The sequence below is a fragment of the Erythrobacter sp. 'gip.4 top 5' genome (assembly GCF_056495765.1).
The window spans coordinates 1,874,247-1,891,033 of the sequence record NZ_CP200270.1 but is presented as its reverse complement, the minus strand read 5'-3'; the positions used below and the strand labels follow the sequence as shown (position 1 = coordinate 1,891,033).

The following is a 16,787-nucleotide window of genomic DNA, read 5'->3' as shown; positions in this document are numbered from 1 at the left end:
CCGGAGCGATCATTGCTTGAATACGTATTTTTATTTCAACACCGGGTGGTGGTCAAGCGCGGCAAAGGCCGCTTCATCAAACCGCAACAGGTGCGCTGATCGGAGGCATCGGGGCGTAATCATGCACCACAAAATCTTCGATTCCATATCCGAATATTGTTTCGGGCCGGCGCAGGATCTCCAACCGGGGGTGTCCCTGTGGCTGGCGACCAAGCTGTTCTTCAATCAGATGCGCGTGATTGAGGTAAAGGTGCACGTCCCCTCCCACCCAAACCAGCTCGCCCGGTAACATGTCAACCTGCTGCGCGATCATGCGCGTGAGCAGCGCCGCAGACCAAAGGTTGAACGGCAGGCCAAGCGCAACGTCACAACTGCGCTGATAGAGCAGGCAATTGAGCCGTGCCTCGGCCCCTTCACCGGTGACATGAAATTGATAGGTCTTGTGGCATGGGGGCAGCGCCATGCGGTCAAGCTCGGCCACGTTCCAGCCTTCGATGATATGGCGGCGGCTGCCGGGGCTGGTGCGCAGCGATTCGATCACCTGTGTGACTTGATTGATGCCCTCGCCCTTTTCGTAAAGCCCGTCGGACCGGTAACGGAAGGTCGGCCAATCGACCCACTGCTTGCCATAGACCGGGCCCAGATCCCCCCACCGGGATGCAAAGGCTTCATCGTCAGCAATCCGCGCCACGAAGTCTTCAAGACTGAGGGCATCGCCGGTTTCGCGCACATACGCTGCGTGCGGCCATTCATTCCAGATCTTGACGCCTTGCAGCACCAGCGGGCGGATGTTGGTCGATCCTGTCAGGAACCACAGCAATTCTCGTGTCGCGGTTTTCCAATAGACCCGCTTGGTGGTGAGCAACGGCATCGCGCCGCCTGCCAGGTCAAACCGCAACATCGCGCCGCACATCGATCGCGTACCGACACCGGTGCGATCAGCGCGCTCGCTGCCGGTCTCCCAGATGGTCCGCATCAGATCGAGATATTGCTGCTCGGGATGCGGCGTGGTGGAATAAGGATGAGGAATCGCGGTGCTGGCCATGGCGGCCACTATAAGCCGCAATTGCCTGCTTGCCACTGTGCTCATCCACACCTATAGGGCGCGCCTTGCCTCGATCCGCAGGGGGATTTAAGCCCTACGGAGCCGACACGGTCGGGGAGTAGCTCAGCCTGGTAGAGCACTGTCTTCGGGAGGCAGGGGCCGGAGGTTCGAATCCTCTCTCCCCGACCAAATTTTTTGCGCGCTGCTCCTCATGCGCCAGCGCTCGCCGTGGAGGCGCTGGTTCCAGCACCGGGATCAAAAGCTTCAACGGGTCGGTCATTGTAACGCGCGCGGCAATGCTGCGTGTAACCGCACCAAGTTTGTAAGGTACAATGACGAACTGTGTACACGGGCCGTGTACCTTGTACCGAACCAGGTGAAATGATCCTTTACGTTTCTGGACGAAGAGGCACGCTTATTGCCCGATGACAGCAGCAAATTGCTGAGCTAGGGGCTGGCCGAACATGTCTCCGCCCCGCTCCCTTAACCGCAAACGCGCACGGCTGATGCTGCTGTTGCTTTCGGTTGCCCTGGCCATAAAAGCGCTGGTGCCGGCAGGGTTCATGATCTCAGCAAGCGATGAGCGGTTTTTGACCGTGACGATCTGCGCCGATGCCTCCGGCGTGCCAATGCAGATGCAAATCGCAATTCCGGACAATCGCAAGGCCAGTGGTGAGCATGGGCAGGAGAACACCAACGGCCAACCTTGCGCGTTCTCCGGCCTAGGACACCTGGCAATTGGCGGCGCCGATCCGGTGCTGCTGGCAACGGCGCTTGTTTTCATTCTGCTTATTGGCATGGCGCCGTTACCTGTGCTTCCCATCAAGGACGTAAGCCATTTGCGCCCGCATTTGCGCGGGCCGCCCCTCCCCTCCGTCTGACCGCTGCGATCCACCTACCCGCCCAATTGGCGGGTACGCGGACCCATTTTGCTCAGGCGCTGCGCCCCAGTTGCGGGCCGCGCTGACGGATATACGGAAATTTACCATGCAATACATCGCTTTGCGGCGCTCGCTCCTGAGCGCCACTACGCTTGCTGCTGCCAGCATCGCATTCCACGCACCGCTTCAAGCGCAGGGCATTGGCCAGCGCCAAGACGAGATCATCGTCACCGCCAGCATTCAGGGCACGCCCACCGCGCCCACACCGGAGGCCGCGCGCCGCGCGCTTGAACGCGTCCCCGGTGCCACTGGGCTGGTCGAGGACGAAGGCTTTGCCGATATCTTCGCCCAGTCGATCGGCGATGTGCTGGAACTAACCCCCGGCGTGTTCGCTGACACCAGCGCCCAGCGCGAAAGCCGCATCTCGATCCGCGGCTCGGGCCTCAACTCCAGCTTCGAGCGGCGCGGGCTGACCGTGCTGCGCGATGGTGTGCCAATCAGCCGCGCATCGGGCGCAACCGAGTTTCAGGAGGTTGACCCGCTGACCATCCGCTACCTTGAGGTGTTCAAGGGCGCCAATGGCTTACGTTTCGGCGCGGCATCGCTCGGCGGCGCGGTCAATGTTGTCAGCCCGACCGGGCGCACAGCGCGTGCACCCGTTGCCTTGCGCGCCGAAGGCGGCAGCTTCGATACCTTCCGCGCCAATGCCTCGGTCGCCGGCACCACCGGCGATGTCGATTACTGGGGCGGGATTACCGGCCTCACCAGCGATGGCTACCGCGAGCACAGCGACGTGCGCAGCCTTTATGGCCATGCAAACCTCGGCTGGCGGGTGTCAGACACCATCGAGACCCGCTTCTACGCCACAGCATTGTCGGACAATTTCGAGCTGGCAGGCAGCCTTCGGTTGGCCGATGCGCTCGCCAATCCGCGCGCTGCCGGACGGCCGGTAACGGCGGGACCGGTCATCATCGATCCTGGCCCGGTGGCCGACGACTGGGACCGCAATCTCGACGTCTATCGCGTTTCAAACCTTACGGTGATTGAATTGGGCAGCACCGCCTTGGAACTGGGTGCATGGTATGCACGCCGCAATCTGGACCATGCCATAACGCGGTTTGCCGGGATTATCGTGCAGGGTGAGGATGAGGTCGGGGCTTCGGCGCGCCTTTCCGGCGCGTTGCCGTTTCTGGCCGATCAAAGCCGCTGGCAACTGGGTACCATCTACGCCGCGTCCAGCAACGATGCGAAAACCTTCGTCAACGATTCCGGTCAGCGCGGGGCGCTGCGCACCCGGTCGGATCAGGATGCCGATACGCTGACCATTTATGGTCAGGCTGATCTTGGTCTGACCGATGCGGTTACGCTGGTCGCAGGCGGGCAATATGTCCGCGCCACCCGTGATGTTACCGCAGTCCTTAACGCGGTAACGGGCCGGGGCGAATATGACCAGTTCAACCCCCGCATCGGTCTGCTGGTGGATGCTGCCCCTGATGTGCAGATTTTCGGCAATATCAGCCGCAGCTTCGAAGCGCCGAGCCTGTCCGATCTGACTTCGGGCGGCGCCTTCCCGTTTGCCCCCCTTGACCCCCAACGTGCGACGGTGTTCGAGGTCGGCACGCGCGGACAAGCAGGCATCGTCTCCTGGGATATCGCACTTTACCGGGCGGAACTGGAGAATGAATTTCTCGACCTCGCCGTCCCGGGTGCGCGCGGGCTTGTGACGGTGACCACCAACGGGGGCCGCACCATCCACCAAGGTCTTGAATTTGGGCTCGACGTGCGGCCCTTCAAGGCGGCACTGGAAGCAAATGGTCAGGCGCTACGGTTGAGTGCAGCCTACACCCTCAACGACTTCACCTTCAACGATGACGCGGTCTATGCCGACAACCGGCTCGCCGGGGTGCCGCGCCATGTGCTGATTGCCGAGGCGCGGTTTGATAAGGTGAACCGGTTCTACCTCTCCACCACTCTGCGTTGGATACCTGACGGGCCGTGGGCAGACTACGCCAATACCGAACGCGCGCCCGGCTACGAAACCGTCCAGATCACCGCCGGGGTCACGCTGACCGATGGTATCGAACTGTTCGGATCGGTCGAAAACCTGTTCGATACGGTGTTCATCTCCAACGTGACGACCAACGCCAATCAGCGCCTCACCAACGAAGCGATTTACACCCCCGGGCAAGGGCGCGCCGTATTCGGCGGCCTGCGCGCACGATTTTGAAGGAGGGCGCGATGAGCATGAAAAACAAAACGGCGCGTTGGTCCTACTCCAAGCATCAGTGGTTGGGGTTGATTGGCGGGATCAGCCTGCTGGTGTGGGGTCTTTCCGGGCTCACCCACATTGCGATGGTGCTGTTCGGCCCGCAGCAGGCGCAATTCATGCCACCGCCGGCGGCGGTCGCGTTGGAAGGGGCGCGGCCGATTGCCGAGACGCTGGCTGAACAGGGCATCCGTCAGGCGGTGGCCGTCAAAACCGTGCCTGCCGCCGATGGCGGCGTGCTGTGGCAAGTGACCGGCACCACTCTGACCGAGCGGCGCTATTTCCGCCCTGCCGATGGCAGCGAGGTGGCCGGCGGGGACCAAGCGCAAGCGGAATTCCTTGCCCGCCATTACCTGGCGACCGAAAGGCCGATCACTTCGGCCAGATTACAGACTGAATTCGACGCCGATTACCCATGGGTCAACCGCCTGCTGCCCGTGTGGAAACTCGAGTTTGCAGGTGATGACGGCTTAACCGCCTTCGTCCACACTGAGACCTCAAGCCTTGCAGCGGTCAACAATAGCACGAAAGAACGGCTGCAATCCGTGTTCCGCGCGCTTCACACTTGGGAATGGGTGCCGAGCGGTATGGATTGGCTGCGGGTGGTGGTTATCGGCCTGATGGTAGGCAGTTTGCTGGCGCTGGCCCTGACCGGTATCGCCATGTTGGTGACAGTCCGCCGAAAGAAGCGCTTGCCGGGTAGCCGGGGGTGGCATCGGATGGCAGGCTATGTGCTGGCCTTGCCGCTGATCATGTTCTCGGCTTCGGGCATCTATCACCTTGTCCAGTCGGCCCTCGTCCCGCCGGTAAGCCAGTTCACAAGGGGCAAGCCCGTGAATGTGGCCAGCGGCAAGTGGCCGGTCGAGGACGACTGGGCGCTGATCGCGAAGGGGCGCGACGTGGCCTCGGTTGCGCTGGTCGAGGGCGCCGATGGACAGCCGCTTTACCGCATTGGTCTTGCGCCACCGAAAGGTGCGATGGGAGGCGGCGAACACGATCATGGCCCTGCCGCGGCAAAGTCCGCTGACGGTATGGACGGACACGACCATGCCGCGATGATGGCTGCGCAGGCCGTAGCGAATGTCCCAACCACCGATGCGGAAATCCGCGAGGCGCGGTTCGCCGGGATCAAGCCCGATGGCCCGGCAATCTACGTCAATGCGGCCACCGGCGACGTGGCGCAGTCCGGTGACAAGGACCTCGCCCTTGATATCGCCCGGCGTTTCACCGGCGAGTCTGACAGCACCGTGACGGGAACCGAACTGGTCACCCGCTTCAGCCACGAATACGATTTCCGCAATAAGCGCCTACCGGTCTGGCGGGTCGATTATGGTGCGCCGGTCAACGCCAGCCTGTTCGTCGATACCGGGACGGGGGTGCTGGTCGACCGCGTGGCCGATCGCGAGAAGCCCGAACGTCTGGTGTTCAGCTTCATTCACAAGTGGAACTTTCTCTTTCCGATCGGGCGGCTGGGACTGAACCTTGTTGTGGGCACCTTTGTCATCGCCCTGATTGGCTTGATGGCGGTGTTAGGGCTCAGGATGGATATCGTCCGTCGGCTTCGCACGCGCCGATTTGGCCAGAAACGGCGCGAACAATAAGGCACCACGCCCGCTGGCAAATGATGTATCGCGTTCCTTTTTGCCGTTATTCGGGACAGCCTGCTGCGAATAGCGGCAAAGGGATCGCATCAAGATTTTCCGATGAGAGCGAAATTGGTGCGATTGCTGCCCATCCGGTATCGGGATCGTAGAGCGACTTTGCTTTTTACGGGAGATGAGTGGGAACACGACTGTCTGCTTTCCGCGCTTAAATCGTTGCGGCCAGAGGTCCGTAGCTCTTCCAATTACGTCATCGGGGCATCGATCAACTCTTCAAGGAACAAGGCAATCAGTTCCGTCTGTGCTTCGACCCCTGCCTTGGCATAGACCCGCGCAAGCTGCGCACGCACCGTCCCATGTGCCGATCCACGCAGGCCCGCAATCTGGGCAATGTCACAGCCCTTGAGCGCAAACAGCGCCACATCCGCTTCCGCTGGTGTCAGCCGCCATTCGTCAAATCGCAGCCGGATTAGGTCAGCCAGCGCACCTTTGGCGGCGGCGATTGCAGCTTCATCCCGGCGTGCTGCCGCAATCAAACCGCGCACCTGGAGCGCGCCGAGCACCACGGCAGCGATCAGGGCGAAGGCGGCCAGCGCCTCAACGATGATGTGAAAACCAAGCTCACCGCCCAGCAGGTCACCAATCAGGTCAGCGAGGAAGAAGGTTGCTGCCAGGGCTTGCAAGGCGACGAGGATCGTCATCCCCGTGGCCTTCCGCTCCAGCTTGCGTGCTCGTGTGTCCATCGGTTTTGCCTACCGGTGCACGGGCGACATCGCCACCAGAACCTGTTTGCCACTGCGCCGGGTTTCGAACACCACGCCGGCCAGATGCAGCAGGATGAGGATATACAGCAGATTGGCAGCGGTCTCGTGAACTTCGCCCAATATGCCTTCCTCTTCGCCTTCACCGCCCTCCCCGTGATTGTCGTCGCGCTCGTCACCGGTCACTAAGGCCGAAGCTTTGCCATGGGTCTCGGTGCTCTCGCCGGCGCTCATAGGCGGCACGCCTGCCATGGCGATTCCCGTGGCGATGATGGTGAGGAGGCAGCCCCAGATCGCATAGACCATGAACGCGCCCAGCGGATTATGCGACTTGTGATGGCTCGGCGTGCCGGAGCGGATTTCGTGCAGGTGGGCCAGCGCCTTGCGGGGGCTTGGCCAGAACGCGCCAAAGCGCGCTTCAGCCGGACCGATCAATCCCCACAGCAGGCGCAAGCCCAGAATGGCGGCAAGGCCGTAACCGACCCAGATATGCGGGCCGGATCCTTCCTCTGTGAAAACAGCATTGGCCAGCACGGCGGCCGCTATCGACCAATGCGTGATCTTGACCACGAGGTCCCAGCGGCGGCGGTGGACAGGCGGAGCGGTGATCGTCATGGCGGTGCTTCCTTTTTGCGGCGCGCGCCTATTGTCGGATGACGGAAGGCTATTGCGCTTGGGCACCCGGGATGTTGGTGATCACGCCAAACTTCGCGATTGGCGGATCGCTTATACAGGTCGCGATAAGCAGTTGCTTACACGTTCAATGTGCGGCGCCGCGCCTCAGACACTCACGCCAAACAGCCACCCGACCGCAGCAGTGATGGCCATCGCAAAGATGCCCCAGCCCACCACGCGCAGCACCGCTGGCACAATCGGCGCCGCCCCGGCCCTTGCACCCAGCGCGCCAAGAATGGCGAGCGCCGCGACAGAAACGATGAGGACTGCCAGAATGATCGCTGACGCTGGCGCAAGATAGGCCGCCACCACCGGGACTGCAGCCGCCACGCTGAAGGTGACGCCCGATGCCAGTGCGGCCTGCAACGGTCGGGCCGCAAGATGATCAGTCAGGCCCAGTTCGTCGCGCACGTGCGCTGCCAGCGGATCGAGCGCAGACAGCTCGCGCGCCACGATGTTCGCGGTCTCGGCGCTCAGACCGCGGGCCTGATACAGCGCGGCCAGTTCCTCAAGCTCGTGTTCTGGCGTGTCGGCCAGCGCCTGCTTTTCACGGGCAATATCGGCCTGTTCGGAATCGCGCTGCGAGGATACCGAGATGTATTCGCCCGCCGCCATCGACATCGCGCCAGCCACTAGCCCGGCAACTCCAGCCACGAGGATCGCCTGCGGATCGGGCGTGGCCGCCGCCACCCCGAGAATAAGTGAGGAGACCGACACGATCCCGTCATTGGCCCCAAGCACCGCTGCGCGCAGCCAGCCGGTGCGGTGGACGTAGTGAGGATCGTCGGGATGGGCACTTTCAAGCTCCATGGGTAAGCTCCTCCTCTATTTCCAAGCCGAGTGGTAAGGTGCGGATGTTGTAATGTACTGGCCCGCTGCAACCCAGCGCTGCTTTGCAGGCCAGGTCAATCATTCAGCTAAAGGTCGTGCGCATCGATCCGCAGCCTTGCAATTGCAAGCACTGCTCCTGTTCGGGCCTCGGCCTCGATCCGGGAGGCGCCGTGGACCATCTGTTCGCCCAGCAGCAGGTCAGCCAGATCGATCTCGCCAAGCTGAAAGCCGCGGCGCAGTTTTTCGAGTGCTGCCATCTGCTCTGCGACGCTGTCTCGCGCCCGCTGCCTGATCGACCTGTGCCTGGGACGACGCAGACAACCAGTCAAACCAATGACCCGCCAGCAAGAGGGCGGCCCCGTGCTTGGCATCCTCGGCGACGTTTTCAGAGACGGCGATGCCTTGTTCACCAATGGTCCGATCCAGCCGCGCCCTGCCCGAAATACGAATCGGGCGGCTCAAATGCCCGTCATATTCATTGAAGGCAGTGCCCCCGCTGACATCACAACGGGTGTAGCTGCCTTGCACGGTAAACTCGTTAGGGCCCCTGCGAAGGGCATCCCCGAGGGGTTAATCGAAAGCGCTCTCGCGGTCGGAACGCGGCTTGACGCCAACGTGAACGGCTCGGGACTGGACCTCGCATTTGCGCGAGATTTCAGCGCTGCAATGGGCATCAATCTCACTTTGCGCAGAGGCGCTAGCGGTTTGATCGCTGAACTACGCCATTCTCCCGTTGAGGCCGGAACACCTAAGAGCAGTCATGGCTGCTTGCGATGGACGTGCATCGCCTGAAAGGTTCAGCGGTCTCCGCCAGAGGACCCTCGGTTTCGGGCAATCTCACCCTTGACGTGTTAACCGCTAGAGCAAGATTTACGGCGTATCGCACCACTGATTTTCAACACTACTGCGAAGCCGAGGGCTTGTAGCGTCGCGGTTCACATGCACGATTGATCGCGATCCCACCAGCGGCGTTCAGCGCGCCACTAAAAGTCGAAAAGCGCACCTACCTTCTGCGTCGCCGACCATGGCGAAACTTGCTGGTTTCCAATTTGCAAATGAGCTTGGGCCGGCGCGTACGCGGTTTGAATCATCACGGTGCCGCGCGGGGTACGAAAACGGACAAAGACACGCAGGTCAATAAAAAAGCCCCGGTTTCCCGGGGCTTAATGGATTGAAGGCACTCAGGTTTAGCGGCTGCCAAACAGGTGCGACATATATCCCCACATGCTCCACATGATTTTTCTCCTATCAGCGCCAAAGGCTGTAGGATCTGTTTAACACTTTATTAACCTTAATCAACCGTAAATTGCAGTCCGCCCTCCCCCCATCATCGCGAGCAGTTCGGGCATGGCGATCGCTGGAGAGAACAGATAACCCTGCGCCTGGTCACACCCCATCGCGCGCAATGTGGCTGCGACCGAGATGTCCTCGACGCCTTCAGCCACCACGATTTTTCCGAGCGAATGGGCAATTTCGATCGTCGCCCGCACCACGGCACGGCTTTCCTCAGAGGTCGCCATGTGCTGCACGAAACGCTTGTCGATCTTGAGCTCGGAACTCGGCAATTTCTCGATGTAATCAAGGTTCGATTCACCGGTGCCGAAATCGTCGATCGAAAGACTGATGCCGCGCGCCTTCAGCGCAGCAATCGCCGGGGCGATCCGGTGGTCTTCGAGCTTTGCGGTCTCCGTCAGTTCGAGCGTCAGGTTCTCCGGCGGAAAATTGTGCCGGCCGAGCATCGTCATAATGTCGAACAAAAGGTGCGTGTCCGACAGGCTCTTGGCTGACATATTCACCGCCAGCTTGAACCGTGGGTCCAGCGCAAGCGCCTGCTTTCCGTCAACCAGCGCGCTTTCCATCACGACGAGGGTCAGTTCGTTGATCCGGTCGCCCGCCTCTGCGGCCAGCACCAATTCCTGGGGATTGATATAACCTTCGCCCTTTGGCTGCCACCGGATCAGCGTTTCGGCACCAACAATCCGGCCCGAGGCCAAATCAATCTTGGGTTGGTAAGCAACGCCGATATCCCGATCGCGCAGTCCTTTTTCCAACACGCGAAGCAGCTGCAGACGCGTGTTTCGCGCTTCCAGGTGCGCAGCGTCATTGATGATAAATCGAGCCCCGCGGTTCGCGGCCTCTTCCGCTGCCTGCATCGCTTTCTTGATCCGCAACGCCACTGACAGATCGTAATTGGTGTCAATGCCGAGCGCGGGGGCGCTGTTGGACGATTGCCAATCGTAATTGATTGCGGTCTTCAGCATCAAGGCCAAGCCATCGGCGTGACGTTCCAAATCATCGGTGTTCATGCGCGGAGAGAACCAGACCAGAATGTCACGCTCAAAAGCAATATCGCCCGCTTCGCCGGGGCCTTTGACATAGGTGATCAGCGTATTGACGAACTCCCCGATCTCGCGGGCCGACCAATCTTCCGACATTTCCGCCAGATTGGCGATCTTGAGCGCGTAGACATCGCGCTCCTCGTTCGGATTGTCGGAAGCAATCGCATTGGTTGTCATCGCGTCGACATCGCTGCTGTAGTATTTTTTATTGATTTTTTGAAAGCCGAACAGAGCCCAAGCCAGCACCAGAAGAGCGGGCATAACGTCAACATTGATACCAAATTCATCCAGCACAAGCGGTATCACAAGCAGCCCTGCGCCAGTCGCAACAATCAATTGGACCGACCGCGTTCGCCCCAATACCATTGCGCCCATTGCAAGGCCGGCGATGACAAAGGCAGGATACCACATCAGATCTATGGGAACGCTTCGCTCCAGTGTATGTGCGCCCATTATATGAAAATATGCCCCCGGGATTTTCCCATCTCTCAATGGCATCCGGAGATAGTCGGAGGATGCATAAAACGCTTTTCCGACGACCACTTTCTTTCCTGCAAGCAGGTCTGCTGACACCTTGCCACTTACGACATCGATGTAGCTAAAAGTAGGCACAGTACGTGGATCGTAGGCATAATCTGGTCGGTATCCGGCTTCCGGCCCGTCGTAATCGGCTAGCGCCGCAGAAATCGAAGGATACGTAATCCCGTCAAGCTGGACGCTCGTGCGGAAGCGAATTGATAAGCTGAAAGGACTTACGACGCCATTCATGGCGGCAAGCTCAGCATGATGCCGAAATTCGGGACGCGGAACGATTTCCTCAATAACTTGCATCCCCATTTCATGCCTGGGGGCTACACCGAGCCAAACCTTGCCTTTGTGGCGCGCAAGTGTCTGAGCGAAGATCGCGTCAGCCTCGGCACTTTCTGGATCGGCATGGGCACGATCAAACACGATTTTCTTGACGCCAGACTTGATAAGAATGTCGATCAAAGCACTGTCATTCATGCGCGTTGGCTGATTGCGGTCAAAAGTATTAAGCGTCCGGTCGTCGATCGCAATCATCGCAATATCTTGCGGCGCCGGGCGTGATCGAAGCTCAGCGCGAGCGGCGCGATAGAAATCCTCCGCTGGCAGAGGCAATTCGATCACCACAGCAAATGCGCCGAAAAGCAACGCGAATACAACCACCTTGATCCGCTTGCGGCGCAGCAGCGAAACGCCCGAGCGCAACACGTTTTCTTGCGGCGCGCCAGCGACTTCGTCACCAGCAGAGCCGAAAACGCGCCGTATCCTGTCGGCCCATGACTGTAGCGTTCTGTTTATCAAGCGTACGTTCCCGAGGGTAAACCCAAGGGCGAACGTAGTGTGCTTTGGTTAATTCATCGCAAACGAATGGCAGCAGCGAAGCTCTAAGTCCGAAGGCAGACCCGTAATCAGATGATGCGGCCAGCCAGGAATCCCAGAATGATCGTCAGGCCGCCAAGCCCAATCGACAGGTGCCAGCGCAAGCGCAGAAAATCGGGCGCCGCAAAACCGAGCGCTCGGTCGATCAGCGGTGATCCGAGTATCAATGCACCAAGGTAAAACAGCGCCGGTCCGGGCCATTCCCAACCGAGGGTCCAAGGCAAAAACAACGCCACAGCCAGAAGACTGGGCATGACGGCCAAAACATAGGCGCCTGTCGAGGCACGGCCATTGGCCAGTGCCTGGCCCCACCAGACACCGCCCAGGAAGCTGAAGATCGCAGCCGAATAAACAAAGCCGCCAGCCAGCGCCGTGTAGCGCCATTCATGACCCATCAGGATCAGCGCAATGCAAATGGCCTGCGGGATCAAGCCGGCATATCCAAGCAAGCGCGCGGCAGGCGAGAGAGAGGGAGTTGCGTGGGGAGTTTGTCCGTTCATCACGGCACAAGTCGCGGCGACCCCGCCCGGTTCCCGCTGCGCTAAGGAGTATTGACTGGTTCGCCGGGTGTACGAGGTCTTCAAACCCATCCAACGACATCGCACGGGCAAACGGTGTGGCTTGCAAGGGCCACCTGTAAATGGTTCGTCGTGGATAGCGACAATTGCTGCCGCTGCAACGCTTGCCCGTTTGTGAAATCGCTGAGCATTTCCCGGTTGCGTTACGGGCCGCCCGCCCCATTTCTGGTGAAACGCAGGGCAGTGCTGGCCGTTATCTGCAAAAGCCTCTTATAACCGGAAACCTTTGCCCGTGGCTGACAAAGACGACATCCCTGATTTCGACACCCTTCCCGAAGACCGCAATCGTCAGCGCGCTGTCCCATCGGGCCGTATCGCGCGGTTTGGTACGTTTGGACGATTGGTTGGCGGCGTCGCCAGCGGCATGGTGGCGGAGGGTGCACGGCGGCTGGCGAGCGGCGAGGGCATCAACGCACGCGATCTGATCCTCACCCCCGGCAATGTCCAACGGATGACCGACCGCTTGTCCCACCTGCGCGGGGCGGCCATGAAGATGGGGCAGATGATCAGCTTGGATGCCGGCGATTTCTTGCCGGACGAGTTGTCGAAAATTCTCGCGACCTTACGCGATCAGGCCAATTTCATGCCGACCAAGCAACTTGATGCCGTGCTACGCGCCGAATGGGGGCCGGACTGGCGCAAGCAGTTCCGCTGGTTCAACCCCCGCCCGATCGCCGCGGCCAGCATCGGTCAGGTCCACAAGGCGCTGACCCGTGATGGTGAAGAACTGGCGATCAAGGTGCAATATCCAGGCGTCGCCAAGAGCATCGACAGCGATGTCGACAATGTGATGACCCTGCTGAAGGTCGCCGGTTTCGCACCGCCCGAATTGGAAATGGAAAAGCTGATGGCCGCCGCCAAGCAGCAACTTCACGAGGAAGCCGATTACGCCCGTGAAGGCGCGCAAATGGCGCTGTATCGTGAACGGCTGACGGGCACGCCCGGATTTGTCGTTCCCAAGCTGCACGAAGGGCTGACGCGCGGATCGATCCTTGCCATGAGCTTTGAAGACGGCGTTTCGATCGAAGATCTCGGTAACGAGGCACCCGAACGGCGCGACGAGGTGTTCGGTCGGCTAATCCGGCTGGTGACGCGCGAATTGTTCGATTTTGGCGTCATGCAGACCGATCCCAATTTCGCCAATTTCCGCTATCGACGCGAGACAGGCGAGATCATTCTGCTTGATTTCGGCGCCTGCCGTCCGGTCGATCCGGCAGTATCGAATGGCTACCGCAAAATGCTGGAAGCTGGTTTGCGGGGGAACGCGTCTGAAGTGCAGGCTGCCACGATTGAAGCCGGGTTCATGATGCCGATCGTCGCGGAAAAGCATCCTGAACGGGTCAAGAAGATGATCGAAATCGTGATCGGCGAAATGCGCGAGGACGCGCCCTTCGACTTTGGCGACCGGGCGTTCATCCCGTTGCTGCGCGAAGAAGGCTACGCGATCGCGCAGGACAAGGACACATGGGCTTTTCCGCCGATCGAAACATTGTTCGTACAGCGCAAGGTTTCGGGCATCGCCTTGCTCGGGGCACGGCTCAAGGCCAAGGTCAATGTTCGGCGGATCACCGAGGATATTCTGGCGAGCACGGCGCCGCTCCCGCTCGCTGCTGCCTGACCCGCGCCTGACACTGTGAAGCCATTGTTAGACCCCCGCCGGATGCTCCCAAACCTACACCGCGCAGGTTTGCACCAGTGTCGAGATATCTTTTCCGCGAAACCAATACCATAGACGTGGACAGCTTCAGTATTTTCGACTAGCCGGGCATTATGCATGGGGGGTCAAGCAATAACATCAGAGTGCTGTTCGTGTGTCTCGGCAACATCTGTCGGTCACCGATGGCAGAAGGTGCGTTCCGCGCTGTCGCGTCGGAACGCGATCTGTCGTTTGGAATCGGTTCTGCCGGCACGGCGTCCTTTCATGTCGGCAGCCCACCTGACACACGGGCGATCACCGTGGCAGGTCAAAAGGGTATCGACATCGCCGGACAATCGGCGCGGCAGATCGAACGTGATGATTTCTTCAATTTCAGCCATATCATTGCGATGGACCGCGCCAATCTTGAAGCATTGCGGGCTCGCGAACCTCGTGGCGCCACAGCCAAAATGGCCATGCTGCTAGACGCTGTCGATGGCCGCCACGGAGAACCTGTGGCGGACCCCTACTACGGCGATATGGCCGCTTTCGAAGCGGCATGGAACGTCATTGAACTGGGCGCGCATGCCTGGGCCGATCGTCTCATGCGCGAAGCAGCAGCTCTCAGGGTCTGACACACTAGCCCCCGCGAAGTAGTTGTACCCCCCAATCGCGTTCAAACAGATAAAGTAGAAGCCGCGCCGCCTCTCCGCGGGAGCTGGTAAGACCGCCATCTCGCTCCATCAGCAGCCGCGCGTCACCATGCGCAATCGGCAGAAGCTTCTGCATTTGTTCAAGATTGGCGATTCTAAAAGCGGCTTCGCCCGATTGCCGTGTGCCGAGCAGCTCACCGCCGCCCCGCAGCGCCAAATCTTCCTCGGCGATCCGAAATCCGTCCTGCGTCTCACGCATCAATGCCAGTCTGGCCCGCCCGGTTTCAGACAGGGCACCGCCTCGCAGCAGCAGGCAGGTAGATTTCTCCGCGCCCCGGCCCACCCGGCCGCGCAGCTGATGCAGCTGGGCAAGCCCGAACCGTTCAGCCTGTTCGATCACCATGAGCGTGGCCGACGGCACATCGACCCCGACCTCGATCACCGTGGTCGCCACCAGCAGCCGCGCCTGCCCACTGGCAAACCGTTCCATCGCGGCGTCCTTGATCTCGGGACGGAGCTGACCGTGAACCAGCGCAACCGCTTCGCCAAAACGCTCCTGCAACGCCGCATAGCGCGCTTCGGCCGCAGCAATGCCGGCCAAATCGGGAGCACCATCCATCTCGCGCACCATCGGGCAGACCCAGTAGGCCTGCTGGCCGCTGGCAAGATGCCGCTCCACCCCCGCGACAATCTCGTCCATGCGCTCCTGCGGCACCACGCGCGTATCGATCGCCTGCCGTCCGGGGGGGAGCTCGTCGAGGCGGCTCACATCCATCTCGCCATATTGCGCCAGTGTCAGCGAGCGGGGAATCGGGGTTGCCGTCATGGCAAGTGTGTGCGGCGCACGGCGGCCCTTTGCCGCCAAGGCGAGCCGCTGCGCCACGCCAAAACGGTGTTGTTCGTCAACCACAACTAAGCCCAGATCGCGGTAATTGACGGTGTCCTGAAAGATCGCATGGGTGCCGACAAGCACCTGGATCGAACCATCCATCAGCCCCATCAATAGTCCCTCACGCTCGCGCCCCTTGGCCCGCCCGGTCAGCAGCGCGATGTTGACCCCCGTGGGGGCAAGCATCTTGCGTAAGGTTTCGAAATGTTGGCGCGATAAGATCTCGGTTGGCGCAAGCAGCGCGGCCTGCTTGCCTGCTTCGACCGCGATCAGCATCGCGTTCAACGCCACGACCGTCTTGCCTGCGCCCACATCGCCTTGCAGCAACCGCAGCATCGGAGCGTCCTGCGCCATATCGCCCGCGATTTCGGTGATCGAACGGGCCTGCGCACCCGTCAGCGCGAAAGGCAATTGCAATTTCGCCCGCAAGCTTCCGTCACCGCTCAGCGCCTGCCCCTTGCGCCGCCGCCCCTCTGCCTTGACCAGCAGCAACGCAAGACTGTTGGCCAGCAACTCGTCATAGGCGAGGCGATCATGCGCTTTGGTGTCAGTCGTCTCATGCCCCAGATGCATCGCAGCGCGCCACGCCGGCCATCCTGCGCGTGCAAGCTGGCCGGGTTCAATCCACTCGGGGAGTTCCGGAAGCCGTGCGAGGGCCTGGCGCGCAAAATCGCCGATGCGCGGCTGCGTGAGGCCATCGGACAGGCGATAAACCGGCTCGCTCAGACGCCCCATGTTGGCCGCACTGTCGGCCTCGATATGATCGGGATGGACGATCTGGAGCATATCCCCATACCGGTCGAGCCGCCCGGCAACCCAGCGCTTCTCGCCCACTGGCACCAGCTTCTTTGCAGCAAAGGCAGCCCTGCCGAACCATGTCAGCGCGCAGATATTGCCAATCTCGTCCTGTGCCAGCACGCGGTACGGTCCGCGGCTTCCGGCCCGCGGCGCGCGATGCTCCACGGCTGTCAGCGCGATAATCACCTGTTCGCCTTCACCGGCCGAATCGAGATCAGCAATCGCCGTTCGGCTCACGAAACGTTCGGGCAGGTGGTAGGCAAGATCCTTGATTCGGGTCAGCCCGAGCTTTTCGAGCGGCTTCATCAGCTTCGGCCCGACGCCATCAAGCGTCTGGACTTCGGCAAACAGCGGATTGAGAGCCTCGGGGCGCATCGCGCTTCGCTATCACTGCGTCGCCTGCATTGCGAGTTGAAGCAGCGCAAGCCTG

The 16,787-nt window shown here is 60.8% G+C and carries 13 protein-coding genes and 1 tRNA gene; 6 read left to right on the top strand and 8 right to left on the bottom strand.

What is annotated here, in order from left to right; translation table 11 throughout:
• Positions 1–76: 76 nt before the first annotated feature.
• Complete coding sequence (gene thyA, locus ACRANW_RS09025) at positions 77–1,045, bottom strand: thymidylate synthase (RefSeq protein ID WP_479431475.1); 969 nt, start codon at positions 1,043–1,045, stop codon at positions 77–79.
• Between the two features lie 112 nt (positions 1,046–1,157).
• Here thyA and ACRANW_RS09020 point away from each other — a divergent pair.
• The 4 genes from ACRANW_RS09020 (at position 1,158) to ACRANW_RS09005 (ending at position 5,793) form a co-directional block, all read left to right on the top strand.
• Positions 1,158–1,234, top strand: a tRNA-Pro gene (locus tag ACRANW_RS09020).
• A 317-nt stretch (positions 1,235–1,551) separates the two neighbouring features.
• Entirely contained in the window at positions 1,552–1,926 is a 375-nt protein-coding gene (locus ACRANW_RS09015; protein WP_479431474.1) for a hypothetical protein, read from the top strand.
• Between the two features lie 106 nt (positions 1,927–2,032).
• Complete coding sequence (locus tag ACRANW_RS09010) at positions 2,033–4,153, top strand: TonB-dependent receptor family protein (protein ID WP_479431473.1); 2,121 nt, start codon at positions 2,033–2,035, stop codon at positions 4,151–4,153.
• A gap of 17 nt (positions 4,154–4,170) precedes the next feature.
• Entirely contained in the window at positions 4,171–5,793 is a 1,623-nt protein-coding gene (locus ACRANW_RS09005) for a PepSY domain-containing protein (RefSeq protein WP_479431472.1), read from the top strand.
• Positions 5,794–6,038: 245 nt separating this feature from the next.
• Here the strand turns inward: ACRANW_RS09005 and ACRANW_RS09000 are convergent, their stop codons facing one another.
• The 6 genes from ACRANW_RS09000 to ACRANW_RS08975 form a co-directional block, all read right to left on the bottom strand.
• On the bottom strand, positions 6,039–6,536 hold the full coding sequence (locus ACRANW_RS09000; RefSeq protein ID WP_479431471.1) for a helix-turn-helix transcriptional regulator: 498 nt from the start codon (positions 6,534–6,536) through the stop codon (positions 6,039–6,041).
• 9 nt (positions 6,537–6,545) lie between these two features.
• On the bottom strand, positions 6,546–7,169 hold the full coding sequence (locus tag ACRANW_RS08995) for a cytochrome b/b6 domain-containing protein (protein WP_479431470.1): 624 nt from the start codon (positions 7,167–7,169) through the stop codon (positions 6,546–6,548).
• A gap of 165 nt (positions 7,170–7,334) precedes the next feature.
• Positions 7,335–8,039 (bottom strand): VIT1/CCC1 transporter family protein, encoded by a 705-nt coding sequence (locus tag ACRANW_RS08990; RefSeq protein ID WP_479431469.1) that lies wholly within the window; start codon positions 8,037–8,039, stop codon positions 7,335–7,337.
• 107 nt (positions 8,040–8,146) lie between these two features.
• Positions 8,147–8,317, bottom strand: a complete 171-nt coding sequence (locus ACRANW_RS08985; RefSeq protein ID WP_479431468.1) for a hypothetical protein — start codon at positions 8,315–8,317, stop codon at positions 8,147–8,149.
• 1,038 nt (positions 8,318–9,355) lie between these two features.
• On the bottom strand, positions 9,356–11,548 hold the full coding sequence (locus tag ACRANW_RS08980; protein WP_479433907.1) for an EAL domain-containing protein: 2,193 nt from the start codon (positions 11,546–11,548) through the stop codon (positions 9,356–9,358).
• A gap of 284 nt (positions 11,549–11,832) precedes the next feature.
• Positions 11,833–12,303 carry a DUF3429 domain-containing protein gene (locus ACRANW_RS08975; RefSeq protein ID WP_479433906.1) on the bottom strand — a complete coding sequence of 157 codons (471 nt, stop codon included), beginning with the start codon at positions 12,301–12,303 and terminating at the stop codon, positions 11,833–11,835.
• Positions 12,304–12,613: 310 nt separating this feature from the next.
• On the opposite strand from ACRANW_RS08975, the gene ACRANW_RS08970 reads away from it, so the two are divergent.
• Together ACRANW_RS08970 and ACRANW_RS08965 are read left to right on the top strand one after the other, a co-directional pair.
• Positions 12,614–13,999 carry an ABC1 kinase family protein gene (locus tag ACRANW_RS08970; RefSeq protein ID WP_479431467.1) on the top strand — a complete coding sequence of 462 codons (1,386 nt, stop codon included), beginning with the start codon at positions 12,614–12,616 and terminating at the stop codon, positions 13,997–13,999.
• 152 nt (positions 14,000–14,151) lie between these two features.
• Positions 14,152–14,652 (top strand): low molecular weight protein-tyrosine-phosphatase, encoded by a 501-nt coding sequence (locus tag ACRANW_RS08965; RefSeq protein ID WP_479431466.1) that lies wholly within the window; start codon positions 14,152–14,154, stop codon positions 14,650–14,652.
• A gap of 4 nt (positions 14,653–14,656) precedes the next feature.
• On the opposite strand, the gene recG is transcribed toward ACRANW_RS08965, so the two are convergent.
• Complete coding sequence (gene recG / locus ACRANW_RS08960) at positions 14,657–16,732, bottom strand: ATP-dependent DNA helicase RecG (protein WP_479431465.1); 2,076 nt, start codon at positions 16,730–16,732, stop codon at positions 14,657–14,659.
• Positions 16,733–16,787 lie beyond the last annotated feature (55 nt).